This window comes from Agrobacterium sp. AGB01, assembly GCF_014851585.1.
Lineage (GTDB): Bacteria > Pseudomonadota > Alphaproteobacteria > Rhizobiales > Rhizobiaceae > Agrobacterium.
Genome location: NZ_JACVAB010000007.1, coordinates 61,618 through 87,435, shown reverse-complemented (window position 1 = coordinate 87,435; position 25,818 = coordinate 61,618). Strand labels below are relative to the sequence as shown.

At 54.3% G+C, this 25,818-nt stretch carries 21 protein-coding genes; 9 read left to right on the top strand and 12 right to left on the bottom strand.

Translation table 11 applies throughout. From position 1 onward, the window contains the following. Positions 1-7 precede the first annotated feature (7 nt). The 4 genes from IB237_RS21255 to IB237_RS21240 are packed head-to-tail and all read left to right on the top strand — an operon-like array spanning position 8 to position 4,246. Complete coding sequence (locus IB237_RS21255; protein ID WP_192490726.1) at positions 8-1,177, top strand: SGNH/GDSL hydrolase family protein; 1,170 nt, start codon at positions 8-10, stop codon at positions 1,175-1,177. Then, complete coding sequence (locus IB237_RS21250; RefSeq protein ID WP_192490725.1) at positions 1,174-2,208, top strand: hydroxyacid dehydrogenase; 1,035 nt, start codon at positions 1,174-1,176, stop codon at positions 2,206-2,208. Before IB237_RS21255 ends, IB237_RS21250 begins: the two co-directional genes overlap by 4 nt. Continuing rightward, complete coding sequence (locus IB237_RS21245) at positions 2,205-2,990, top strand: sugar phosphate isomerase/epimerase (protein WP_192490724.1); 786 nt, start codon at positions 2,205-2,207, stop codon at positions 2,988-2,990. Before IB237_RS21250 ends, IB237_RS21245 begins: the two co-directional genes overlap by 4 nt. Before the next feature lie 8 nt (positions 2,991-2,998). After that, positions 2,999-4,246 (top strand): glucarate dehydratase family protein, encoded by a 1,248-nt coding sequence (locus IB237_RS21240; RefSeq protein WP_192490723.1) that lies wholly within the window; start codon positions 2,999-3,001, stop codon positions 4,244-4,246. Between the two features lie 82 nt (positions 4,247-4,328). On the opposite strand, the gene IB237_RS21235 is transcribed toward IB237_RS21240, so the two are convergent. Further along, positions 4,329-6,320, bottom strand: a complete 1,992-nt coding sequence (locus tag IB237_RS21235; RefSeq protein ID WP_371815377.1) for a putative bifunctional diguanylate cyclase/phosphodiesterase — start codon at positions 6,318-6,320, stop codon at positions 4,329-4,331. Positions 6,321-6,596: 276 nt separating this feature from the next. On the opposite strand from IB237_RS21235, the gene IB237_RS21230 reads away from it, so the two are divergent. Beyond that, positions 6,597-7,640, top strand: coding sequence for a class I SAM-dependent methyltransferase (locus tag IB237_RS21230; protein WP_192490722.1), 1,044 nt, complete (start codon positions 6,597-6,599; stop codon positions 7,638-7,640). Between the two features lie 171 nt (positions 7,641-7,811). On the opposite strand, the gene IB237_RS21225 is transcribed toward IB237_RS21230, so the two are convergent. Then, a complete protein-coding gene (locus IB237_RS21225) occupies positions 7,812-8,504 on the bottom strand; it encodes an aspartate/glutamate racemase family protein (protein WP_192490721.1) in 693 nt (230 codons plus the stop codon). Between the two features lie 269 nt (positions 8,505-8,773). Here IB237_RS21225 and IB237_RS21220 point away from each other — a divergent pair, with 269 nt between their 5' ends. Further along, complete coding sequence (locus tag IB237_RS21220; RefSeq protein ID WP_192490720.1) at positions 8,774-9,349, top strand: DNA polymerase III subunit epsilon; 576 nt, start codon at positions 8,774-8,776, stop codon at positions 9,347-9,349. A 105-nt stretch (positions 9,350-9,454) separates the two neighbouring features. On the opposite strand, the gene IB237_RS21215 is transcribed toward IB237_RS21220, so the two are convergent. The 8 genes from IB237_RS21215 to IB237_RS21180 all read right to left on the bottom strand — a co-directional run bounded on the left by IB237_RS21215 (position 9,455) and on the right by IB237_RS21180 (position 19,516). Continuing rightward, positions 9,455-11,851: an aldehyde dehydrogenase family protein gene (locus tag IB237_RS21215; protein WP_192490719.1), complete on the bottom strand. Its 2,397-nt coding sequence runs from the start codon at positions 11,849-11,851 to the stop codon at positions 9,455-9,457. 11 nt (positions 11,852-11,862) lie between these two features. Next, a complete protein-coding gene (gene deoC, locus IB237_RS21210; protein WP_192490718.1) occupies positions 11,863-12,822 on the bottom strand; it encodes a deoxyribose-phosphate aldolase in 960 nt (319 codons plus the stop codon). A gap of 19 nt (positions 12,823-12,841) precedes the next feature. Beyond that, positions 12,842-13,780: a ribokinase gene (rbsK, locus tag IB237_RS21205; protein WP_192490717.1), complete on the bottom strand. Its 939-nt coding sequence runs from the start codon at positions 13,778-13,780 to the stop codon at positions 12,842-12,844. Positions 13,781-13,805: 25 nt separating this feature from the next. Further along, positions 13,806-14,888 (bottom strand): aldose 1-epimerase family protein, encoded by a 1,083-nt coding sequence (locus IB237_RS21200; RefSeq protein WP_192490716.1) that lies wholly within the window; start codon positions 14,886-14,888, stop codon positions 13,806-13,808. Between the two features lie 4 nt (positions 14,889-14,892). Next, on the bottom strand, positions 14,893-15,891 hold the full coding sequence (locus tag IB237_RS21195) for an ABC transporter permease (protein ID WP_192490715.1): 999 nt from the start codon (positions 15,889-15,891) through the stop codon (positions 14,893-14,895). 14 nt (positions 15,892-15,905) lie between these two features. Beyond that, positions 15,906-16,883 carry an ABC transporter permease gene (locus IB237_RS21190; protein WP_192490714.1) on the bottom strand — a complete coding sequence of 326 codons (978 nt, stop codon included), beginning with the start codon at positions 16,881-16,883 and terminating at the stop codon, positions 15,906-15,908. 13 nt (positions 16,884-16,896) lie between these two features. Then, the gene (locus IB237_RS21185; protein ID WP_192490713.1) at positions 16,897-18,396 is read right to left on the bottom strand and encodes a sugar ABC transporter ATP-binding protein; all 1,500 of its coding nucleotides are present in this window, start codon (positions 18,394-18,396) and stop codon (positions 16,897-16,899) included. A 73-nt stretch (positions 18,397-18,469) separates the two neighbouring features. After that, entirely contained in the window at positions 18,470-19,516 is a 1,047-nt protein-coding gene (locus IB237_RS21180; RefSeq protein ID WP_192490712.1) for an autoinducer 2 ABC transporter substrate-binding protein, read from the bottom strand. A gap of 341 nt (positions 19,517-19,857) precedes the next feature. Between IB237_RS21180 and IB237_RS21175 the strand changes: the two genes are divergently transcribed. Beyond that, complete coding sequence (locus tag IB237_RS21175; RefSeq protein WP_192490711.1) at positions 19,858-20,586, top strand: DeoR/GlpR family DNA-binding transcription regulator; 729 nt, start codon at positions 19,858-19,860, stop codon at positions 20,584-20,586. 208 nt (positions 20,587-20,794) lie between these two features. On the opposite strand, the gene IB237_RS21170 is transcribed toward IB237_RS21175, so the two are convergent. Beyond that, positions 20,795-21,835, bottom strand: a complete 1,041-nt coding sequence (locus IB237_RS21170; RefSeq protein WP_192490710.1) for a porin — start codon at positions 21,833-21,835, stop codon at positions 20,795-20,797. Between the two features lie 920 nt (positions 21,836-22,755). Between IB237_RS21170 and IB237_RS21165 the strand changes: the two genes are divergently transcribed. Further along, on the top strand, positions 22,756-23,310 hold the full coding sequence (locus IB237_RS21165) for a TetR/AcrR family transcriptional regulator (RefSeq protein ID WP_192490709.1): 555 nt from the start codon (positions 22,756-22,758) through the stop codon (positions 23,308-23,310). Between the two features lie 105 nt (positions 23,311-23,415). Here the strand turns inward: IB237_RS21165 and IB237_RS21160 are convergent, their stop codons facing one another. Beyond that, positions 23,416-24,018, bottom strand: coding sequence for a TetR/AcrR family transcriptional regulator (locus IB237_RS21160; protein WP_192490708.1), 603 nt, complete (start codon positions 24,016-24,018; stop codon positions 23,416-23,418). Between the two features lie 636 nt (positions 24,019-24,654). Between IB237_RS21160 and ftsZ the strand changes: the two genes are divergently transcribed. After that, a complete protein-coding gene (gene ftsZ / locus IB237_RS21155; RefSeq protein WP_192490707.1) occupies positions 24,655-25,608 on the top strand; it encodes a cell division protein FtsZ in 954 nt (317 codons plus the stop codon). Positions 25,609-25,818: the final 210 nt, after the last annotated feature.

The following is a 25,818-nucleotide window of genomic DNA, read 5'->3' as shown; positions in this document are numbered from 1 at the left end:
AAAACCAATGTCTGTATCGTTACCAAGGGCGAGCCGCGTTGCCATTCTTGGCACGTCGCTCGTCCAGCAAAACCACATTGGCGATGCCGGGATGCTCGCGACATCGGCACGCGGCTGGATGAGTTGGGCGGAGGTTTTGTCTCACGGCAGGCTTCGTTGTCCTGTCCATCACGATCCATCGGTGCCGCCCGGTTGGGAACCGAGCAATCGACCTGGCATCAGCCGATTTTTTAGCGGGCTCAATTTCGGGGTGTCAGGGCAGAAGGCGATCGAGATCGAACGGCGGCTGTCGTTATTGCTGCGATCGGATTTCGACCTGATCCTTGTCGATGCCGGCACCAACGACATGATGGTGGAAACACGCCAGACGATTGCGGACACCAGGGCACGTATTGCCTCTGCTCTGCTTGCGGCGGGCAAGACGGTCATTCTGCTGCCCATTCTGGCGCGTGGTGTGGGCAAGTGGCCAGCCCATGGTTCCGAAAGGGCCAAGGCGCACTGGATGAATCGCCAGAGTGCTGAATTCGCCGCCAACCACGCCAATTGCCATGTGTTTGACTGGAACGCGGCTTGGGTTGATCCGGATAATGAACTCGGAGAGCCCTATTCCGGTTATTCTGACGATGGAACGCATTTTTCAGTCCGGGGTGCCTTTGCCGTGGGTAAGCTGCTGGCAGGGTATCTCGAAGCCATGTTGCCGCGTGCGCCGGACCGCCTTCTGCCGAAAGATGATCGCTTCGATGCTGTCGACAATCCAACTGGCAATCTGGTAACCGAACTATCCGCGAAGATACTCACTGATAAAGGTGACCAAAGCCACCGTCTTGCCGGGCCGATTGAACATCCGGGAACCGGTAACTGGATCGAGGCGATCTGCGATATCGAGGTGCCAGCTCATCCCGGCATTCTCGGAGTAACACTACGCTTGAAGGATGTTGCCGAAGACGGGCAACAGGCCAGTGCGTTAAAACCCTTTCGCGCAGAAGACGGTACAGTTTTCCCTTTCCCCGATACCCATTGGAAAGGTGCATTGCGGACGCCGCCATTAAAACTCCGGCCGGGTAACGCACCGCCCGAGCTTTATCTCGATGTTCTGATGCAGGGTGGTTCAAAGTCGATCAACATCGATATTGCGCGCATTGACGTGCGGCCTGTTTCAAGTCCGGTGCGCGCATGACCAGACATGATAAGAAGCCGAAGCTGTTGATAGCCATGCGCAGCGAGCTTCCCGAAGGATTTTTCAGCACGCACGAATGGGCGCGACTGAATGCGGTGACAGATATCATTGATGGATTTCCCTATACGGACTTTGACACGGGTAAGGGTCGCGAAGCTCTGGCTGATGCCGACATTCTGCTGGCGGCCTGGGGTACACCGTCGTTGACAAAAGAACGCCTTGCCAGGGCACCGCACCTCAAGATGCTGGCTTATGCGGCATCATCGGTGCGCGTGGTCGCGCCTGCCGAGTTTTGGGACAACTCAGATATTCTGGTGACAACAGCCGCATCCGTGATGGCCACACCGGTGGCCGAGTTTACCTACGCGGCTATTATCATGTGCGGCAAGGATGTGTTTCGCCTGCGGGATGAACACCGGGCTGAGCGCGGGACTGGTGGTTTTGGCAGCCGGCGTGGCATGAACCTGCCCTGGCTTGGCAGCTATTCCCGCAAAGTCGGCATTGTTGGCGCGTCTCGCATCGGGCGGCAGGTCATCGACATGCTGACACGAGGCAGTTTTGAAATTGCCGTCTATGATCCATTCTTGTCTGAGGATGAGGCAGTTGCACTTGGTGCGACAAAAATGGAGTTGCACGCGCTTCTCGCATGGTCCGACATTGTTTCGCTACATGCGCCGATCCTGCCGCAGACCCACCATATGATTGGCGCTCGAGAGTTCGCGCTGATGGCCGACCATGCGGTGTTCATCAATACCGCACGGGGTTGGCTGGTCGATCACGCGGCATTGTTATCGGAGGCACAATCCGGCCGCTTGCGTGTTCTGATCGACACGCCGGAACCGGAACCCTTACCGGTGGACAGCCCATTCTACGACTTGCCGAATGTCGTGCTGACACCACACATCGCCGGTGCGCTTGGCAATGAACTGCGCGCCCTTTCTGATGTCGCAATTACTGAAATCGAGCGATTTGTTGCCGGCCTTCCACCGCTTTACCCCGTCCGCAAACAGGACATGGAGCGTATGGCATGAGCGCTGTTGATTACTGTTTTTCGACGCTTGGATGTTCTGAACTCAGCCTGCATGAAACCGCTGACCTGGCGAGACGGCATGGTATATCTTCCGTGGAATTACGTGCGCTTTCCGGCGCGGTTGACGTGATTGCTGCATTGAATTCGGAGTTTGGCAGACCGTCGCAGTTTGCGGCCTTTCTTCAACAGGGCGACCTCAAGGTCGTTGCCCTCAACACGTCGATCCGACTGCTTGAAAGTCGTGACCTGTCGGCCGTCGAACCCTTTATTGCATGGGCGGAAGCGGCAGGCGTGGCACATCTGAGGATCTTTGACGGCGGCAAACAGTTAGCTGTCGACGAACTGAGGCGCGCAACTGCACTGCTTGATCAATGGCAAGCCGACCGGCAATCGCGCGGGCTGAATGTCGATCTGATGATCGAAACCCATGATGCTCTGGCAGATGCTGCGCAACTGAAGACCTTCGTCAAACACGTGCCAAACGCCTTGATATTATGGGACACCCATCACACCTGGGCCAAGGGTTCTGCTCTCAACAGCCTGTGGCCTGATATCGCCGACAATGTCGTCCATTTGCATGTCAAGGACAGCAAGATGGGAAGCGATGGCCTTCGCCATTACGTGCTTCCCGGCCACGGTGATTTCCCCATGGCGGATCTCATGTCGCTTGTCAGGTCGAGTAATCGACACGTCCCTCTCAGTCTCGAATGGGAGCGCCACTGGCATCCCGAACTGCCACCTCTGGATGACGCGTTGACGGCAGCGCGCACCTGGTGGCGATAGGAGTTCTTATGCGTATCGCTGACATCAAATTAACGCCGGTTGCCATCCCCGACAAACCATTGCTGAACTGCAAGGGTGTTCACCAGCCCCATGCGTTGAGAACCATCATCGAAGTCCTCTGTGATGACGGCACGGTTGGTTTGGGAGAAAGCTATGGCAGTATCAAAGCCCTGGACGGTTTAAGACGGGCGGCTCCGTCATTGATCGGCCTTGATCCGTTTCACCTCCACGAGTTGAAGGCAAAAGTGATTGCTGCTTTGCCCGGTGGTGGAGGCATCAACGCAAAAACGGCAGTTGCCGATCACAAGCTGACGGACGTTGTTGCCTCGGCATTTGAAGTTCCATGTCTTGATATTCAGGGCAAGCTGCTTGGACGGCCGGTTTGTGACCTGCTTGGAGGGGCGGTTCGTGACACCGTTCCCTTCAGCGCCTATCTGTTTTTCAAGTTTGCCGCCCATATCGGTCAAGAACCGGACGAATGGGGGGAAGTGCTGACGCCAGACCAGATGGTCGGGGAAGCCCGCCGGATGGTGGATAAATACGGCTTTCAGTCCCTGAAGCTCAAAGGGGGCGTGTTACACCCCGATCTCGAAATCGAGACGATGCTGAAGCTTCGCGAAGCCTTTCCAAATCATCCCTTGCGGATTGATCCCAATGGCGGCTGGACCGTCGACACAGCCATCTATATCGCCCGCAAACTGGAAGGTGTTCTGGAGTATCTTGAAGATCCTGTCATCGGTATGGACCAGATGGCGGAGGTCGCAGCGGCAACGTCACTTCCGCTGGCCACCAACATGATCGTTCTTGAGTTTGACCAGATCGCCGAAGCCTTCCGCAAAAATGCTGTCCAGATCGTCTTGTCCGACCATCACTATTGGGGCGGTCTGCGTTCCTCGACACATCTTGGCAAGATCTGTGAGACATTGGGGCTCGGTGTATCCATGCACTCGAACTCGCATCTCGGTATCACGCTTGCTGCAATGACACATGTTGCCGCAGCGACACCCAATCTCAGTTATGACTGCGATACACATTTTCCATGGACTGGCGTCGATGTGATTGAAGGTTCACCCTTCACGTTCCGTGATGGCAAGCTGAATGTGCCACAAGGCCCGGGTCTTGGTGTGTCACTTGACCACCAGAAACTCGCCGAGCTTGCTGCGCTCTACGAACAGACTGAGATGAAGGAACGCAACGACACTGCCTATATGCAGTTGTTCGATCCCTGTTACGAAAGACGCGTGCCGCGCTGGTAACTAAAACGCCTTTGACAGGATGTTGGGCGTCCGGTTCATGACGCCGATTGGGAAATCTATGGCGCGCGAGAGTTGAGTGCTCTTATCCCTGAATCAGGGAGTTTCCCGCAGGCGTTGACCGACGCACGACCTCATAGGTCTCGAATTGGGTGACGGGCACGGGGCGTCCAACGTGGAAACCCTGGATCTGGTCTATTCCGTATTGCCGCATCAACTGCTCATGGGCTTCGGTTTCTGCACCCTCGACAAGAATTCGCAGGCCACGGTTGCGCAGCAGGCTGATGATATCACGCAGCATCATGCGACCGCGCTCGGTGTCGCAATCATGCAGGAAGGAGCGGTCGATCTTCACCGTGTCGAATTCGATCAGGCGAAGCCAGGACAAACCGGCAAAACCGGTGCCGAAATCATCAAGCCAGATTTGAGCGCCAAGTTTTCTCAGATCACTGATGCAGCGAACCACCTCCTGATCCATTTCCAGCTCAACGCCTTCGGTGATTTCGAAGGCAAGCCGCGCACCCATCAGGCCAAACTCTGACAGTGTGGCTGCGACATAGGTCGCAAAACCGGGCATTTTTAATTCGATTGGCGAGACGTTAACACTGGCAACGGGCACAAGATTGGTCGCCAACAGATCGCTGCAAACCGTTCGGATCGCCCAGCGACCGAGATCGACAATCGCCCCTGTTCGCTCGGCTATCGGAATGAAGGTGCTTGGCAGAACGGGTGTTCCGTCCAGCATCCTTAATCTCATCAAGGCTTCAGCCCCACTCAATTCGCCTGTCTTGACGTCGCGGATCGGTTGATAAACCAGAGTGACGAGGCGCTGTTGAACGGCGATTTTAAGGATCGCTGCAATGTTTTCACTGTCATCGCTCGCCCATGGGTCCTTGGTGTCGAATAGTTTGACGCAGTTGCGGCCACTTGCCTTTGCGGCATAGAGCGCACGGTCGGCCTCGTGAATGACCCTGTCTACTTGGATTGCATTACCGCGTGTGTGCGACACACCCACGCTGACGGTGACGAAGGGTGTTCCGTCGCGTCTTGCTTCATGCGGATACGCCATGACACGGACGGCGATACAAATCGCTTCCGCCAGATCGGCGGCGCGTTTGGGTGTGTCGGTCGGTGCAATGACAATGAACTCCTCACCGCCATATCGGCCAATGATGGCGCCATGCAGTGATGCAACGGTTTTCAGTCGCTGCGACACCGCAATCAGGCAACGGTCACCTTCCTGGTGACCGTAGCAGTCATTGTAACGTTTGAAGAAGTCGACATCGATGAGCAGGACAGCAAAACTCTTGCCGTGCTCTCGCCAATTGTTCCAGTAGTCACGCAGTCGCTGGTCGATCGCGCGGCGATTTTCAAGGCCGGTCAGCGAATCGGTGATGGACAAGTGCAGCAAAGCCTTGCCCCGTTCGTCGGCTGCTGATTGCTGCAGCCGCGCCTCATAGGCGTTGAGGAAAACCTTGTAACGCTCTCTGTTGAGCTGCAGGTTCACGTAGGATGTAAAAATGAAGCAGGAAATACAGAATGCACCGAGGATCAGCTTGTAAAGCAATCCCATCGGCTCAAAGGCGTAGAGAAAACCGACGAAGATTGTCAGGTTCGTCGCCGAAGCCGCGAATGCCAGTGGAAACCGGAAGCTGAAAAACAGGTTGAAGCTCATCATGAAGATGGCGCCAAACACCATGTAATAGGAAAAGGCATTCGCATGGCTGGTCATTTGTGCCGTAGCGAGCCACACAACATAACCTGAAAGCACGGAGACTGCGGCAACAAGATCGATGATATCGGCACGTGCCTTGAAGTGCAGCAGAAATTCGAGAACGCACAATGCAACGATGCCCACGGCAACGCGGCCCGCAATGGTGTAGAGCGCGACATCGCGCAGGAACAGGTAATCGGTCGCAGAGTAAGCGATATATGCGGCAACAGCGATCCAAAGACCGTGACGCGTCACGTCTTTTCTGTTGAGTTCACTTTCCTGCTGATAGAGGCTACGCATCTGCTCAGGGGAAAGCGCCGGCCGCATCGCGGGCACGGTGGTCTCGGCTAACAAGTGCATCATGCCCTATTCACCCAACATCCAGCGCATTGATTCTAGCCGCCATCCGGCCAGAGCCGGAAGTCAACGATGATTCACCCTGCGCAAGCTCCCATGCCACTCTCAACCGAGAGTGCACCAACTCTCATATATCCTGAGGTTATTAACTTTTTCTAAACTTCTCACAAACGGGAAAGGTGGGGGTTGTTGAAAAACATGACCTCCGCGAACTTGACGTGCACGGAAAATGCTGAAGATTTTATCTTTTTCTTTAACCCTTTATTCAGCAGTGAGGTTCGCGTGGCTCAGCCTTTGTTCTCCCTTGACGGTGAAAGTCTTATCACTCCCCAGTCGGTCACTAACCATCGCCACCCGTCTGACAAAACCGCCGAGGCCGATCTTCTGGCAACGGCAGAGGCGGAGTTCGTGCTGATCATGAGCCTCGCAAACCAGCGCTTCAGCGCCGGTAACGACCTCGCCGAAGCGACAGAATGGCTGATTGCCCAGATGCATGATTTGCGGTGGAAATATGGTCCGGCCGTATGGCAGGGACTTATTCCGATCATTCAAGCGCACCCTTCCGCAAAAATCATGCAGCAGTGCCCATTCACCCGTTGGTCTTTTGAAAAACCACGCGGATACTCTGGCGATGCCAGCCTTATCGATTTCATCTATGGTCATGAGGCAGTGGCACATGAGGTGGCAAAATCCACGCCTCTCGGCCTTAACATCTTTGAATATACCCGCAATGCGCCGGGACCGGTTGCCGTTCGCGAGCGCCGCGACATTCTGACCGAATATGTTGATATGGTTGCAGCCGAGAAGGGACCGGAGACGGAAATTCTGACCGTTGCAGCAGGCCATCTTCGTGAAGCAGAAAATTCTCAGGCGCTTAAGAACGGTGGCATGAAGCGTTGGGTTGCCCTTGATCAGGACCCGCTCAGCATCGCATCGATTTCAAGCCAGTTCCATGGCACGTGCATTGAACCAATCGATGGCTCTGTCCGTGGCCTGCTTGCCAAAAAACACAAGATCGGCACGTTTGATTTCATCTATGCCGCAGGCTTGTACGATTACCTGACCGACAAGGTTGCGATCCGCCTCACCCAGGTTTGCATGGACATGCTGAAGCCGGGCGGCATGTTCCTCTACGCCAATTTCTCCGATGAAATGGCCGATGACGGTTACATGGAATCCTATATGAACTGGGAGCTTCTCCAGCGTTCGGAAGCTGATATGTGGCGCGTTACCAATGCCAGTGCCGACCCAAACACCGTAGACAGCAAAGTGTGGTTCGGCGCCAACCGAAACATCATCTACAGCACAATCAAAAAACGGTCCTGAGGATCATTGGGCTACGGCCATTCGGCCTGTAACTCCCGAAATAGCAACGACGCAAAACTAAATTGCGTCGTGACAGAGATGAAGCTTGGAAGTTCGCAAGCCTTGCCATTTGCGCTACGCTGGCGTGCGGGCTCTTACTAAATGTCGTCCGGCCAATGATTACAGGAATACCTATTCTGCCAGGGCCAAATCAATTGCCGCTTCGCAATGGATCAATGTGGTGTCGAAAACCGGCACGGAGACATTATCCTGATTAAGCAACATGCCGATTTCGGTGCAGCCTAGTATCACGCAGTCGGCCCCAGTTTCGACAACACGCTGGGCGATCTGCTCGTATGTGGCACGGCTTTCATCCGTGGTGATGTCCTTGCACAGTTCATCATAGATGATGTGATGAACAACTGCGCGGTCATTAGCATCAGGTAGAACTGGATCGAGCCCGGCTTCGATCAACCGCCCCGTATAGAAGCTTTGCTCCATGGTGAATGCCGTTGCCATGAGGCCGGGTCTATGGAGACCTGCTTCGGCAATGCGGCGGGCGGTGGCATCTGCAATATGCAGCAAGGGAATTCCGACGCCGCTCATCATCTGATCGGCAAGTTTATGCATGGTGTTTGTCGCGAGAATGATGAAATCTGCGCCGCCACGTTGCAGTGCCTTGGCCTCGGCATTCAAAATCTCCCCGGCTGCTTCCCACTTGCCAGCGCTTTGCAATGTTTCGATTTTTGCGAAATCAAGCGAGCGGATCAAAAGTTCAGGAGAATGAAGACCGCCAAGGCGCTGCCTCGTGATTTCGCAGAGTTTGCGGTAGTAGGTTTGCGTGGATGCGGCTGACATGCCGCCCAAAATACCGATAAGTTTCATTGTGCGATTATCCGTTCAGAGACTTGTAATCTGGCCAGCCCGCCACTGGGTAGTTTGTCGAGACCTGAGTTGTTTTAACATTAGATGAACCGTGTGGTAGATGGCTATGTCAGGGATTTTGCATGTCCTGCGCAATATGCGAGACGTTAGAGTGTTCTTCTTTGTGCAAAATCATCGGCTCTCGGCGCCGAGAATCCATCATGACAGTTGAATTTTCACATGCTTAGATCGCTTAGGCGACGTCGTCGTTACGGCACAAGGAGCTTGCTGTGGCTTACATTTACATCGTGACGGATTGCGAATTTGACGGTCCCATACCGGGAATGAATTCGATGCTTTCTTTCGGGTCTGTCGGGGTTTCCGAAACTGGTGAGATTCTTGGCGAATTTGAAGGTGTTCTGCAACGCCTTGATGGCGCCGGAAGTGACCCGGCTGTAATGGATTTCTGGAAGCGGTTTCCTGAGGCATATGCGGCGGCCACAGAAAATGCGCAGCCACCGGATGTCGTCATTAAAGGCTTCGTCAATTGGATCAGGTCGCTTGGACACCGTCCGATCTTTGCAGCGCATCCGGTTTCTCTCGATGGGCCGTGGTTTGACTATTATCTGAAACGGTTTACCGGCAGGCCATTGTTGGAAGGGCCTTGGGTGGAGGACCGGTTATTTCGCTATGCACCACTTTGCATCATGTCGATGGTTACCGGAAAAACCGGACGTGAGCACTGGAACTGCGATGTCAAAAAATATCCGGCTGAATGGCTCGGGTCGGTCGAGCATACCCATCGTGCAATAGATGACGCACATGGTTACGCCAATCTGTTGCGCTTCTTGATCAGAGACCGTTGATACGATCCTGCCGTGTCTGGCGAGGTTGCTTTGGTCAAAGATGTCACGGGGTTCGGTAAACCCCGTGACTGATCTCATCGCCGCTGTTTTGGCGGCTGATTTACATCACGCGCCGTAAGGCACCCAGATGTTTTTCACCTGAATGGCCCTGCGCAGATAATCGCGCCCCTGCGCCTCGGAACGGTTCAGCCAGTCGGGCTGGCGGCCGTTATTGACCCAGGTTGCTTTCAGGTTTCCGGCAGATGCCTTTTCAACCATCGCGCTTCCCTTGTCCGAACCGAAGTACCAGACAGCAGCCACTTCATCATGTTCAGCCAATGTCTTGGCGAGCACATCACGCTCACCGGTCACGATGTTGATAACGCCACCCGGCACATCGGATGTGTCCAGCACCTGATAAAAGTCACCGGCAATCAGTGGATGTCGTGATGACGGGATGACAACAACGCGGTTGCCCATGGCTATCGCCGGCAGGACCAGCGACACCAAAGACAGAAGCGGTGCTTCATCCGGGCAAATGACGCCGACAATGCCCCATGATTCATTCATGGCAAGCGTGACATGGCGAGTTTTGGTCGAATGCACCGCGCCATCAAACTTGTCGGCCTGTGCTGCGTAATAGGAGATACGACGCAGCGATGCATCGAACTCCTCCGTTGCCTTCTTCTCGCTCACGCCGGTGCTTTCGATGATACGCGCGACGAATTCGTCGCGCCGTGCATCGAGGTTTTCGGCGAGATAATAAAGCACCTGTGCACGGTTATGGGCTGTTGCGGAGCTCCAGCTTGTTGCCTTGGACGCTGCTTCCACGGCATTGCGGATATCCTTGCGGTTGCCAATGCCGGCCATGCCGATTACTGCGTTGCCCTTGCCTGTCACAGAGTAGCTGTAGCCACCGTCGGGACGCGCCTGTTTACCGCCGATATAGTTTTTCATTGTCCGGTCGAGACCATCGACCGCCATCTTGCTGTCTCCTGACGGCAAGGCCGACGGGGTGAAGGTTTCAAGGGCCTTGGCGACCGGAAGGCTCTTTTCCCAGTCGGCAGCCAGATATTCATAAAGGCCTTCGCGCGCACCTTCGCGGCCAAAACCGCTTTCACGGTAACCGCCGAAACCGGCACCGGCATCAAGCATGTTGGTGCAGTTGATCCACACCACACCAGCCTTGACGCGTGCCGCCAGATCAAGCGCTACATTGATATTTTCCGACCAGATCGACGCGGCCAGGCCGTAGCGGGTGTTGTTGGCCAGTGCTGCGGCTTCATCCGGCGTGCGGAACGTGAAGGCAGCAGCAATCGGACCAAAGATTTCCACCTGGCAGACGGTAGAGGCCTGATCAACTTCGGTGAAGAAGCCGGGGGCAATATAATTGCCCTTTGCTGGCAGCGGGTTCTTGCTTTGCCAGAGTTCGCCACCTTCATCCACGCCTTTGCGAACCAGATCGGTGATGCGCTTTACCTGCGTAGCGGAAACAATCGCGCCGACATCGGTCGACTTGTCGAGCGGATCACCAACGCGCAGTGTTTCCAACCGCTTTTTCAGGCGAGCGTAAAACGTCTCGGCAATACCTTCCTGCACCAGCAGGCGGGAACCCGCGCAGCACACCTCACCCTGGTTGAACCAGATGGCATCAACCACACCTTCAACGGCAGCATCCAGATCAGCATCTTCGAAGACGATGAACGGTGATTTACCACCCAGTTCCAGCGAGAGTTTCTTGCCCGAGCCGGCAATCTGCTCCCTGATGACCCGACCAACCTGCGTTGAACCGGTAAACGCAACCTTGTCGATGCCGTCATGGCCGCAGACGGCTGCACCGGTCGAGCCATCACCCTGGATGATGTTGACGACACCTGCCGGCAGACCAACCTCATGGCAGATTTCTGCAAAAGCAATGGCTGTCAGCGGAGTGAGATCAGCGGGCTTCAACACCACGGTATTACCGGCGGCCAGTGCTGGTGCGATCTTCCATGCCAGCATCAACAGCGGGAAATTCCACGGAATGACTTGACCGCAAACGCCAACGGGCGAGAAGCCACGGAACTCGTCTTCCACCATCTCAGCCCAACCGGCATGGTGGTAGAAATGACGGGCAACGAGAGGAATATCGATATCGCGGGTTTCGCGAACCGGCTTGCCGTTGTCCATGGTTTCGAGAACCGACAGGAAACGCTCACGCTTCTGGACGTGACGCGCAATGGCATAGAGATAACGGGCACGTTCATGGCCGGATAGTTTCGACCATTTTCCGAAGGCGGCACGGGCTGCCTTGACCGCCAGATCGACGTCATCCTCATTGCCGCAAACGATTTGCGCCAGGCTTTCGCCGTTCGCGGGGTTTGATACGGCAATGGTTTTGCGGCCTTCCGGAGTTACGAAACGGCCGTTGATGTAGTGACCGAATGAGCGTCCGTGTTTATCGAGCCACTGCTTCACATCGCCATTCGCCTCGGGGGAAGGTCCATATTCCATGGTTTGCAAAATGTCCTTAATGGATACCATTTTTTCAGTCCTTATGCGGCAGCGTGGTGATGAGCGCTGGAGTAGCGGCCGGTTACGAAATGTTCGAGCTGCCGCTCGATGTCGCCAAGCATCGAGCTGGCACCGATGCGGAACAGATCAGGTTCCAGCCAGCGATTGCCCAATTCTTCTTTCATCAAGGTGAGCCAGGACAGCGCGTCCTTTGCAGTTTTCAAGCCGCCGGCCGGTTTGAAGCCAACCATCTGGCCTGTCAGTTCGCCGTAGTCGCGCAGTGCACGCACCATGGTCAGGCTAACCGGCAGCGTAGCATTCACTTCCTCTTTGCCGGTCGAAGTTTTGATGAAGTCGGAACCCGCCTGCATCGCTACCATCGAGGCACGATAAACATTGGTCAGCGTGTTGAGGTCACCCGTTGCCAGAATGGCCTTCATATGGGCATCCCCGCAGGCTTCGCGCATCGCGGCGATCTCGTCATAAAGTCCAGTCCAGTTCTGCGTCAGAACGAATTCACGAGTAATAACGATATCGATCTCTTTCGCGCCCTGGTCGACGGCATAACGAATTTCCGCCAGTCTCTGGGGAAGTGGCGTCAAACCAGATGGAAAACCTGTTGCGACAGACGCAACCGGAATTTTCGTTCCTTCCAGGGCCTTAACGGCGTGCGCGACCATTGTCGGGTAGACGCATACCGCGCCGGTGGTGATGCCGGCATCGGCGAGGCCAAGTGCCTCCAGAATGTCGTCGCGGACCGGGCGGCGCGCCTTGGCGCAAAGGCGGCGGACGCGCCCGGCAGTGTCATCGCCCGACAAAGTTGTCAGGTCGATGCAGGTGATGGCCTTGATCTGCCATGCGACCTGATATTCCTTTTTGATCGAGCGCCGCGCGGTGATTGTCGATGCCCGCCGCTCGGAGGCACTGCGATTGACAGTCACATCCTCAAACCATTCCGGTTTGAGGGGTGTGCCATTGTTTCGTGGGAAGTTTTCGCTCATTTTCTGTCCATTCTTAAGATCAGGTGCTAACGGCAGCATGTTCGCGGCAAAATGCTTCGAACTCTTCGACGCTGGCGTAGGCCTTCTGTGTTCCGGGACGGGTGATGGAATGGGCCGCGTAAAGCGACGCCTTTTTTAAGGAAGAAACGACGTCGCCAGTTTCTGCGTAAAACCGGGCAAAAGAACCGATAAAGGCATCGCCTGCTCCCGTGGTATCTTTTGGCGTGACTTTAACCGGTTCAATATTGACGATTTCGGTTGCGGTAATCATGCGTGCGCCACGTCCACCCAGCGTCACGATGACAGTACGAATGCCGCGTACGATCAGTGAACGGGCAGCCGTGACAATGTCATCATCGGTACCGGTTGGCAGTCCCGACAGCAGCGCCAGTTCACTTTCGTTCGGGACAAGGAAGGTAACCTGACGGATGCGTTCCGGATCGAGGTCGGCCGCCGCCGGTGCCGGGTTGAGAATAGTCTCAATACCGTTTTTGGCTGCGAGCTCGATCGTGTGATAGACCGTCTCAACAGGCACTTCCATCTGCATCAGAATGAGGCCGCATTGTTTCAGATCGGCCGCTGCCTTGTCGACTTCCGCAGGCAGAAGATCCGCATTGGCACCCTTGACGATAAGGATCGAGTTCTCTCCCGATTGCTCGACAAAAATCGGTGCAACGCCGCTGGAGCGGCCAGCAATCTTTTCCACATGGCGGGTATCAACGCCAAAACTTTTCAGATTGCGAATGGTGTTGTCGGCAAACACATCGTCGCCGACACGGGTCACCATCATCACATCGGCACCGAGGCGAGCCGCTGCAACGGCCTGGTTGGCACCTTTGCCGCCGCAACCCATTTCGAATGTTGGTGCTTCTAACGTTTCACCCGGTCCCGGCATGCGGTCCACATAAGTGATGAGGTCGACCATGTTGGAGCCAACGACCCCGATTTTCTTGCTCATGATGAACTTCCCTGAATATGCTGTTTCAAAGAGTGCCGATCCTGGCGCCGAACTGCTTGGCGGCGGCACGGTCGAGATAACCGAGCCGCACCGGGAAGATCTTGCGTTCGCCCGGCGAAAGGATCTGCACGTTGTTTTTGGCTTTTTCCGCCAGATAACCCTCGGGTTCGCAGGTCGAGGGCAAGGCAAAAGCGGCGACTTGCGAATCTCCGTTCACCAATATCCAGCGCACTGTTTTGGGGAAGGCGGCCAGTGGATAGGAGATGCCGAAGCCATCGCCCTCGTTTCGCTGCATCATCAGATGCGTCTTTCCATCACCATCTTGCGGCAGGCCATTGATGTAGAACACCTGTTCGGGATCATAGCGCTGTGGTTCATCCAGCACTTCCATGGCGGATGGTTTTTTTGCCAACGTGTCCAGAAGTGACAGATAATCGGGGTTGGGTGTGACATGGCCGGGCACGGCTGTGCGCACCCTCACCTGGTCCGGCGTATAAGCCACCGGCTGAACGATGCGAGCGCCCTTGGCGTACGCAAAGTTCACATGGCACATATACATCAGATCCATGGGTGCCGATGACAGGTTTTCGATATCCATGACGATATCGAACAGCGTATCCTCTGCATGCAGTTTTACACTTGGCCGCGCCAGATAATTGGCCCCGAAGCCCATGACATATTCGATCTCACCGGTGACACGGATGAACGCGCCGCGTTCATCGTGACCGATGACGAAACCGGCCTTGTCCATGGATGCGCAGGCCATTTCTCCGTGCAGAGCGTGATTGTCCTCTGGTGATGGGCAGCCGTTGCGCAACATGCCGCTGTGAAATGCAAAGCAACCATAGGTCTCAACGATCGAACCAGCTGGCCGCGGCATGGCAAAACGGCTTCCCATGGTCAGATCGACGCCATCAAATTCGACACTCCAGATCATCTGTCCCATGAAGGGCAGTATGACGATGCGGCCGCGACGATTTTCGATCTGTAACGCCTCGATGCCGGTGGCGTGCCGGAATGTCGTGACGTTGAGCCCCTCGGCTTTGGCCAGAACATGGCGAACCTCGGTGAAGTCCTGTCTGCGAAGATTAAATTCTGTCTCCTGCATGGGATCACCTGCCGGGGTTGCGCCATGCATTGATGGCGATGACGAGAATAAGGAAACCGCCCCAGATGAAATCGATGAGGTGGTTGGAGAACCGCATCATCTGGAAGCCTGAGGAGAGCAACATGAGGGCAACGAGCGCAATGGCGATGCCGAGAACACGGCCTTTGCCGCCAGCCGGATTGGTGCCGCCAAGAACGGCGATCAACACGGCCTGTAGGAGATAGGATGCACCGTAATCAGATTTGGCAGCATTGGTGCGCCCAGACAGAATGATACCCGCCAACGATGCCAGCACACCTGTTAGCATGTAGGAATAGAGCATCATCCGGTCTTTGCGGATGCCGGCAAATACGGCCGCACGCGGATTGGTGCCGATCAGCATGAGATTGATACCAAGCGTCGAGCGCGTCAGCAGCACAGCGACAATCAGGCAGACCGCAATGAACAGGATGAAGGGCGTGGCGATACCAAGGATCTTGCCATTGCCGATCCAGTTCCATGCGTCGGGAAAACCGACAATGGCCGGGCCGCCAGTCATGACCAATGCCAGTCCCATCAACACCTGGCCGGTGCCCAGTGTGGCCAGGATCGGGGTGATACGCAGTTTGGCAACCAGCAGGCCATTGACCAGACCGGCCATCAGACCAACCGCCATGGCAATCAGAATGCCAAGGCCGGTGTAGAATATCATGCCCGAGGTGGAAGATTGCCCCGCCTGAACCATGGTGGAGTGGAAATAGACACCGGCAATGATGCCTGCGAGATTGGCAATGCCAACCACGGACAGGTCAATGCCGCCCGTCAGCATGGCAATCATCATGGCGATGGAGAGGATCCCCAGTTCCGGCATGATGTAGCTGATGGATTCAAAGTTGTAGTAGTTCAGGAACTTGCTGGGATTCATCCAGGTCATCAGCGCAAAAACGATGACCGTGATGACAAGCAGCTGCAGGATGTTGTTGTCGTTGCCGAGAAGCCGTCGCATGTCGAACGAATTTTTCATGATGCGCTCTCCCCTCAAGCTATGCTTTTACGATCACGCCATGCGGTGATGGCGGTGGCGACGATGATGATCAGGCCGACGACGACCTTCTGCCAGGTGGTGTCCACCTTCATGATGATCAGTGAGTTCTTGACCATCACCAGCATGAAGACGCCCATCAAGGTACCGAGCACAGTGCCGCGCCCACCGAAGATCGATGCGCCACCAAGAACCACGGCCGCAATCACATCGAGCTCGAGACCGACGAAATCACGCGGGTTGGCAAGCCAGATCATTGAGGAATGCAGCAATCCGGAAAAACCGGCGAGCGCACCTGCAACGCAATAGACAAAGAAAATCGTGGCGCCTGTATTGAAACCAACCCGCTTGGCCGCTTCCGGCGAACCGCCATAGGCATAAACGCTGCGCCCCATCATGGTGTAGTTGAGGATCAGGTGAATGACCAATGCCAGCCCAAGATAGACAAGAAACATCGCCGTCAGGCCAAAGGTCGAGCCAGTGGCCGAGGTCAGTGAGATCACGTCGGTCTTGCCAAATCCGATCAGTTCCTTCGGCATCTTGTTGATGTTGACGATACTGGTGCCAACGAGACCGAGAACCAGACCACGCACAATCGAACCGGTGCCCAATGTTACGATCAGCGGGATCATCTTGAAGCGGTGAATGATGAAACCGTTGAATGCACCGAGCGCCAGACCGATCAATGTCGCAGCGATAAAGGGAATGAGAACGCCGTCGTAACCGAGGTAAACCATGGCACGCACGGTCAAATACATTGCGGCAATGGCAAAGGCGGTAAACGAGACGTCGATGCCGCCGGAAATCATCACCAGCAGTACGCCAAGCGCCATGATGCCGATGACGACATTGGACCGTAACAGGCCGAAGATGTTATCGAGCGACCAGAAAGCCGGGTTGATAAGGCCGATGATGATCATCGCTGCAAGCAGGACGCAGGCGATAATGAATTCTGTGCTTTTGACGAATTTCATGTTCTTCGGCCCCTCAATTCAACGTCTTGAGCCGGTCATTCACGGCATCCTCGGTCATGGTGTCTCCCGACAATTCGCCGACGAAACGACCCCGGTGCATAACCAGCACGCGGTTGCAGTTCTGAACCAGTTCCGGCACGTCGTCGGAAATCATCAGCACGGCCAGACCTTCCTTTTCGGCGAGCTTACGGATGATGTTATGGATCTGCGCCTTGGAGCCTACATCGACACCGACTGTCGGCCCGTTGAGGATCAGAACCTTGGCACCTGTCAGCAGCCAACGGGCGAGAACCACACGTTGTGCGTTACCGCCGGACAGATGGTTGACCGGCGTATGGGGCCCAGGTGCAACGATTTGCATAGCCGAGAACATTTCACGGGTCGTGTCGTCGGCCTTCTTGCGGTTGATGAAAAACCCGCGAACAAATTTCTCGATCGACGTCACAATGATGTTGCGCTCGATCGACTGTGTGAGGAACAGGCCTTCGGTCAGGCGGTCTTCCGGCACATAGGCGATGCCACAGGCAATGCCGTCCTGCACGGTCTTTGGATGAACATCGCGGCCCTCCACACGCATGGACCCGGTAAAGTCAGGGCGCATGCCAAACAGCGCCAGTGCAAGTTCTGTACGACCTGAGCCGATCAGGCCGGAGATGCCGACGATTTCACCGCGCCGCAGTGTCAGATCGGCATTTTCAACTGATCCCGGAACGGTCAGATTTCGCACTTCAAGTGCTGGCGCATCAGCGCCCTCGACCGGTACAAATTGGTAACTGTGGGCGGCAATGTCCTGCCCGGTCATCGCACGGGTAATGGCCGGCTCGTCGAACTCGGTGATTGGGCCTTCAGCCACCTTCTTGCCGTTACGGAAAACGGTCAGACGTTCGCTGATTTCAAGCATTTCGCGCATCTTGTGGCTGACGAACAGGACGGCAATGCCCTGCGCCTGGATATCGCGGACGATCTTGAACAAGGCATCGACTTCATGGCGTGTCAGCGCTGTTGTCGGTTCGTCCATGATGATCAAACGGGCATCGGCCATAAGCGCGCGGGCAATTGCCACGATCTGTTTGCCGGATGTCGGCAGGCTTTCCACGTCAGCATCAAGATCAATCGTCACGCCAAGGCGGTCGAGAGCTTGTTGTGCCATTTCGCGCACACGCCGCCAGTCAACCGTTTTACGTCCCTCCATCAGGAAGGTGTTGATCGACAGGTTCTCGGCGACTGTCAGGTTTCCGAACAGCGAGAAATCCTGGTAGATCACCTGGATGCCGTGATGAACGGACTTGACCGGATCAAGTTTGCCGACCGGCTTTCCATCGATCAGGATTTCTCCGTCCTCGGGTGTGTAAACCCCCGACATGATTTTGATGACGGTGGATTTACCGGAGCCGTTTTCGCCGGCAAGGCAATGTATTTCGCCCGGGCGGATGCTTAGCGACACGTCGTCAAGCGCTTTCACGCCGCCAAACCGCTTGCCGATATGGCGCAGTTCGATCAGATTTTCAGTCATAAGGGCCTCGTAAAAGGCTAAGGGAACGCGGATGTATAAGGAGAGAGGGTTACCCCTCCCTCCTTGATTAAGATCAGAAGTCGTACTGATCCATGTTGTCCTTGGTCACGCCGACCCAGCCTGCGCCATAAAGCAGGTGTGGATTGGCGGCATCAGGAACCAGCAGGCTTTCGTAACCTGGCAGACCGAGATTGAGACCGGCCTTGATCTGGTCGTTCTTCTTTTCAAGAACCGCGACAGCCAGCATGTTCATGGCATAACCAGCAACGGCCGGATCCCAGAACTGGATGTACTGAATGTTGTCGTTCTTGAGATATTCGCCAGCAACGGAAACCAGACCCGTACCTGCAAAGAACACCTTGCCCGACAGACCACCTTCGGCGATCAGACGGCCAGCACCTGCGGAGGTTGGCATTGGCGCGCCGAGAATACCGGTGATATCCGGATAGGTGGTCATTGCTTCCTTGAGTTTGTTGTAGTCGGTGTTGGCGTCGTCGTAGGTTTCCAGACGCTCAGTCACCAGCGACATCTCAGGGAAGTTGGCCTTCTGGTACTCGATGGCACCATCAACCCATTCCATCTGCGACTTTGACGTCAGACCGCCGACGGTGGCAACATATTTGCCCTTGCCGCCCATCGACTTGCCGAGTTCCTTCATCAGGTTTGCGCCGTAAGCCTTGTTGTCAAAAGCCTCGATATCGAAATCGACATTCTTGATGTTGGATGCTTCGTGGCTGATGACAACAATGCCACGATCACGCGCCTTTTTCAGCACTGGCTCAACGGCTTCCACCGAGAATGGCACGACAGCGATGGCGTCAACGCCCTGTGCGATCAGGTTTTCGATGATTTGAACCTGTGCAGCGGCGTCGGCCTGGCTTGGACCAACCATCCAGACGTCATTTTCAGTGTCGCCCTTGAACTGCTCGACTCCTTCGCGCATGCGGTCGAACCAAGCGATACCGTCCACTTTGACGACGGTTGCGATGGTGTATTTCTTGCCGCTTGCCGAAGTGATCAACTCCTTGTTGACCTTCGATGTATCAACGGCGCTCTGCGCGAAAACAGCCGACGCTGAAAGCGACGCAGCAAGCGCGATGGTTGCGAAGATTTTTTTCACTGACAACTCCTCCCTATGAAACCACAATGGGTCACGCCTTTTACGGCAGTATCACCCGATAATGTTCGATCTCTAACGTCGGCAATCGCTTGTCGCGCGCCTGACGCCTCCTCACTCTCCCGGAGAGGCTTCCCATGCCCCAAATACCGATGGATCAATGTTTGACCCAGAAACCTATTGTTTTCCTCTCCCATAATGCGAATTATAATGTTACAATCCGATCATTATGTTTCGATCGTTTCATGTTTGATGTTCTCTTGTCAAGCTCAGGGAAGGGCAATTGCTAAGAAAGTAACATCACAATATGAAGCGCAGTTGGGACAAACCACAACGGAGATACGGTGAGCAGAGTAAGTGCACGCAATGCCAGGCTGGATGCGCTGGCTCTTCTTGTTCAGGAAACGGGTGTGTTACGGCTTCGGGACGCAGCGTCACGGCTTGGCGTGTCCGAAATAACCATCCGCCGTGACATTGCCACCGATGGCGACCAGCTCAGTTGCCTCGGTGGTTATATCCTTCCTTTCCAAGATGGTGCCGTCGGCAGCGATTATGTGCTCGATCAGGAAAAGGATAGCCACGCTGTCGCCAAAGCGCGAGCCTGTACCGCAGCAGCGGCGCTGATTGAACCCTACGATACGGTGTTTATCGATTGCGGTACGACAACCCCACATCTGGCGCGGCAGATTCCAGCCAATGCGCATCTAACGGTTATCTGTTACTCGCTCAACGTTGCCGAGGAACTGGCACGGCGCAATGATGTACGCCTGATTATGCTCGGTGGGGTTTACCACGCGGAAGCGGCTTCGTTCTCAGGCGACGAAGGCATCGACGTGCTGCGGCGCATCAATATCAACAAGGCATTTTTGTCTGCTGGTGGTCTCGATGAGCAACACGGGGTGACCTGCTCGCATTTCCATGAAGTGCCGATCAAGCAGATGGTCATGCAGCGCTCAGTCCAAAAGCACCTCGTGGTCGATAGCAGCAAGTTCGGCAAGGTCAGGGCGGCGCGTTACGCCTCGATCAGTGATTTCAATTCGGTGATCGCCGACCAGTCTGCCCCTTGGTCCTGAAAACGCCCGGGCTATAAGATGTATGCCGCCAAGACAGAGTGGTTGGTTGCATAACCGGCGACGGGATGCTCAAACTTCGCAAGCACGCATCAGGTTATCAGTCAGGGACTGATGTCCAACCATCGAGTGTCCGTCCCACTTCTGAATTACAAAAAACATAAAAGCCCGGCATTGCTGCCGGGCTTTCACTAATCGACTTGAGGTCAGATTAGAACGAACGGGTCAGACGAACCCAACCGGAAGTGTTGTCACCTTCGATGTCGGCGTCGGTATAATCAACCGTTGCGCCAACCTTGAGGCCAGTTGCGAGCTGGTATTCAGCCAGAAGGCCAACGCCCCAGATGTCTTCGCCGCCCTGTGTGCTCCAGTAAGCAGCAGATGGAGTGACTGTCAGCTTTTCAGTAGCCTTCAGAGCGTACGAACCGGAAACAGTCCACTCGTATGCACCCTGGTCGCCCTTGAGGTATGGATCATCGCTGATGCCGCTAACGTAAGCGTTAGCACCGGAAGACCAAGCAGCGCCGATGTTCAGTTCGCCTGGGCCAACTGGAGCAACGAGAGTTACGTATACAGTGCCTTCTTCGTTTTCAGCGTCATATGCGCCGCGTACAGCAAGGTTTGCTGCACCGAAGTCAACCTGGCCGTAAGCCTGGATACCGAATTCGTTACCAGCGGCTGCAGCATAGTTGTGGACGTTGGAGATATCGTCGATGCCGAGACCGATGCGGAACGAGCCAGCGTCGTACAGGTAGCTGATGGTGTTGAAGTTGGTTGCGTTATCCCAGTCGTCCAGCTCGCCGTTGATGCCGATGTCGTCCCACCATGTGAGAGCCTTACCAGCCTTCAAACCACCGATGGTGATGTAACCCTGCTCAAGCGATGCGCTGGAAGAAGGAGCAGAACCTTCGGAGCTGTAGTTGCCCTGCAGGCGGATGTATGTGCCGATGGTGCCGAGTTCAGAGTCGGTCTTCGTGTCGAAGAAGATACGGCCACGAGTAGCAGAGTACCAGTCGCTAGTGCTGTTGTTGCCAACGTCTTCACCGAAACCAACGGTGAAACGAACTTCACCACCGATGCGCAGGCAGGTTTCAGTGCCTGGGATGTAGAAGTAGCCAGCGCCGAAAGCGTCGCAAACGCGAACATATTCCAGGGGCTCTGGCTCAGCAGCGACGATAGCGTCAGCGGCCTGTGCGCCAGAAACTGCTGCGAGAGCTGCAGCGGAGCCGATGAGAAGGCTCTTGATGTTCATATTGACCTCCAGTCAAAGAAAAAGGTGAGTTTTGACCCGATTTGTGAAAAAATATTCCCGAACCCAAACCCGCAAATGTGAGAAGTGAGTTGCCCCTCTTCCTGAGTCTGAAAATACTGAAATGACCTATAGTTGCAATTGTGTTCCTCCGGGAATGGCCTTTGCCTCACCCGGTTCATGGAGGTGTGTGGCGAAAGAGAAACAAAAGTCACGACTTGGTGTGAATCGTCACTTAATCGCATATGAAATTGATAATAAAGCAAATTTGGTGAGGAATTATTTGAATAGTCACTTAATGTTGCTCCCCGATGGAGTATCGGGGAGCCTTGACTAAAGGCCAATGCGCTTTTCGAGGGGGCGTTGCCAGTGGATTGGAAAAGCTCCACGCAGTAACCAGCATGAGTTGTATATTAGTTTCATTTTGCTGTCTCTAGGGATTCGAAAAAATTGTGGATGAAATAGAAAAAAATTTCACTGACTAACAGCATCTGTCACTTAGCGTTGAAAAATCAAAATAGAATCAGAGCGCCGACGATCTCCGGTTCATTGGCGCAGCGATATCATTCGATTGACCGAAGTCATGCGTCACGAAAACCAACTCAGAAATGAAACCTGCTTGCGAGAATGCTCGGGCGATAAGAAACCGGCAGCAGACCGATTCGGTTGCTGTTGATTTGTTTCCACGGAAACGAATCCATTCTTCGATGTGTCAAACAGGTGAAAAAAGCCGCGCTGACCGATCTGCGTCTGCACCAAATCAGGCACATCCTGCCAAGCTGTATGATTGTGCTCCCTGCAACCAGCAGATTTTATGCGTTTAACGTCACAAACACACATTCTGACTTTATGAAGCGGATGACCCGGTCACAAATTTTTGATAAGAAACAGGATGAGGGTGACAGGGAAACAAATAAAAATCAATGAGTAGAAACAGACGCATTTGCCCCAATGATGTCCTAGATGCAGCAGAACGGGTGGTTCTAAAATCCGGCTCGTCTGGGCTTTCGATCGATGCCGTCGCTAAAGAAGCAGGCATTAGCAAATCTCAGGTCGTCTACGATCATAAAACAAAAAGTGGTCTTCTCGAAGCCTTGGTGGATCGGCAACTTCAAAGAGATGGCGATTTTGTCAAAGAGTCTGTCGCGTCTTGCTCTAAGACACAGCACCCTGAACTTTTTGGTCGGATAAAAGCAGCTGCAACAGGCTGGGAAGAGGCCGAACGTGCTGTCTGCATGGCCGTCAGCGCCTCGCTTTCAAGCGATGACCGTTTGCAAGAACTTATGCGACAATGGCAGCAAAATGATCTTAACGCGATTAAAGCTGGACCTAAGCCACGCGCTGCTCTTGTTGCCTACATGGCGCTTTCGGGATTTTCCTGCATGGAGTTGTTCGGTTTTCACAAATGGTCAGACGAAGACCGCGAGGCGCTACTCAGTGATATCAGAAAGATTTATGAGACATTTCCCGACGAGTAGGCTCTGTCGGTAAAAGATGGCCACGCGCGATGTCGTAATGTCATTCAGATGGGAATAAGCCTGGTTACCGAAGATAAATAACATCGGGAACCCGTTGGATTTATTTCAGCACGCTTTTGCCAAGGGGGCAGAAGCGCCTATGTCCATGACCTGTTTCATCAGGTTGAGAATATTGTCGACCCTGGAGACAAGCACGCGATATTCCGTCGTCGCCACAATGGCCGGGTGGCATACGGCCAAAAAGATATCCGCCAATGCTTCCGAAAATCTCTCAGCGTCGGACAGTTCCATATCTTCTATCACCTGCGGGCATGCGTCGAGAATGCGGCTCCTCATGATGTCAGATACATTTTCGGTCGAGAGAATATTTGTCAAAATATAGAACAGTTCTGGTTCGTCCTGCGACATATGCGAGAGATCGCCAAGAATGTTCAGGGGTAAAGCGCGCAGCCTTTCTTTTGGCGTAACACCAGCAATAACCTGCACCGGGCGCAATCTCTGTTCGACAACGGCGTATGCAAGATCGAGCTTGGAGCGAAAATGCTTGTGAATATTGGCCGCAGACATTTTCAGTGTTTCAGCAATACTCGTGATCGAAGTTTGCTGATAACCCATTTTTGCGAATGATCGCTCTGCTTCAAAGAGAATGATCTGGCGGGTTATTGCCCCTTTTCGCCGGGATCGAACTTCACTTTTAAGTTCCGTCATCAAGATTCTCGTTTTCAGATGTCACCTGCTCTTGGGATGGCACGTGGTGCCCCATACGTCAGGGATTTGGCTAAAAAGAACGAACGTTCGTATTCACTAATAGCAAAAAAAATTGACGGCGCAATAATCAAAATTTCATGTCGTTGGAATTTTCGCCGACCAATTTAACCTGCTACAAAAAATGAGAAATACGCAACATGCCGGCAAATACGCTGCTGATATATGAATCGATAAACAGGTTTTCCACCCTGCTCGACAAATAAGTTCGCAAGCGAATCAAACGCTGCAAAAAGAAATTCGGGCGGCCGATCAGCGATACGAAGCGACATTGAACATATGATGCCGGCGTAAATCTGATGCGATTTGATCAGATGGTCAGGGTTTCAAAACCCCATATTCAAGCTTTCCGTAAACCAGAATAGTAAAAGGCCTGTGGCTGAGAAACTAGAAATTCCCCGTCTATTGCAAGGGGTTCAGCCTCACGGTCACTGTGCGCCTCATGGTAAATCAATGATCGTGCTTGGGACGAGAGGCGTAGGACAACGGCTCCGAAAACAAATGCAGTTCAAATGACATAGTGCATCAGATGCAAATCTGATAGGTGATGTCCGCAAAAGTTAGTTAACGAGGAATAAAATGCAGCATATGAACACCTCCCCTACCGCTCCCAAAATTGCCGTCATCGGTGTTGGCGGTGGCGGCGGCAACGCAATCAACAACATGATTGCGGAGGCTGACTATGGTGTTGATTTTATGGCAGCAAACACGGATGCGCAGGCGCTTAAAAACACCGCTGCCAAACGTTTTATTCAACTTGGTCCTGAACTGACGGGTGGGCTTGGTGCTGGCGCTGATCCTGCAATCGGACGGCAGGCGACGATCGATACCATGGACGAAATCATGGATCATCTTGCCGGTTACGATATGTGTTTTATCACTGCTGGCATGGGCGGTGGAACCGGTACCGGTGGAGCGCCGGTCATTGCTCAGGCATGCAAAGAAAAAGGCATCCTGACAGTGGGCGTCGTCACGCTGCCGTTTAGCTTTGAAGGCACCAAACGCCTCAAGGCGGCACAGCAGGGTGTCGATGGTCTGCTCGCTGCAGCAGATATCGTGATCGTTATTCCGAACCAGAACCTGCTGAGAATCGCCAATCCCGGCACGACATTCGACAGTGCGTTGAAAATTGCCGACAAGGTTTTGGCCTTGGGCGTGAAGTCGATAACGGATCTCATTCTCCGTGACGGCTTGGTCAATCTCGACTTTGCAGACGTGGTCTACGTCATGAAGGGCGGCGGCCGTGCGCTGATCGGAACCGCCGAAGCGCGTGGGGAAAACCGTGCGTCGCTCGCAGCGGCCGAAGCAATCTCCAATCCACTGTTGGGCTTGCCGTCACTGAAGCACGCACGCGGCGCGCTTGTGTCAATATCCGGCGGTAGAGACCTGACTCTTTATGAGATCGATGAAGCCATGACATTGGTTCGTGAAGCCGTGAGCGAAGAAACGGACGTGGTTATGGGCGCTTCTTTTGACCCTACGCTTGAAGGAGCCTTTAAAATTTCGGTTGTCGCAACAGGTCTAGAAGACTGACATTGCGATGGTTTTGCGAGGCACCGGTCTGTTAGACGCAGCCAAGCCAGCAAAAATCTCGATCAGGTCGGCATGGACAATGCCGACCATCGGCTGTCATTTTTCTAAGCACGATGCCCGCCTTTGTGCTTTAGGTCTTGCAATATCCGAGCAAATTGGAAGTACGCAAACGTGACGGATGGGCGCCTGCGCGAAACAGGCACCCTTTCT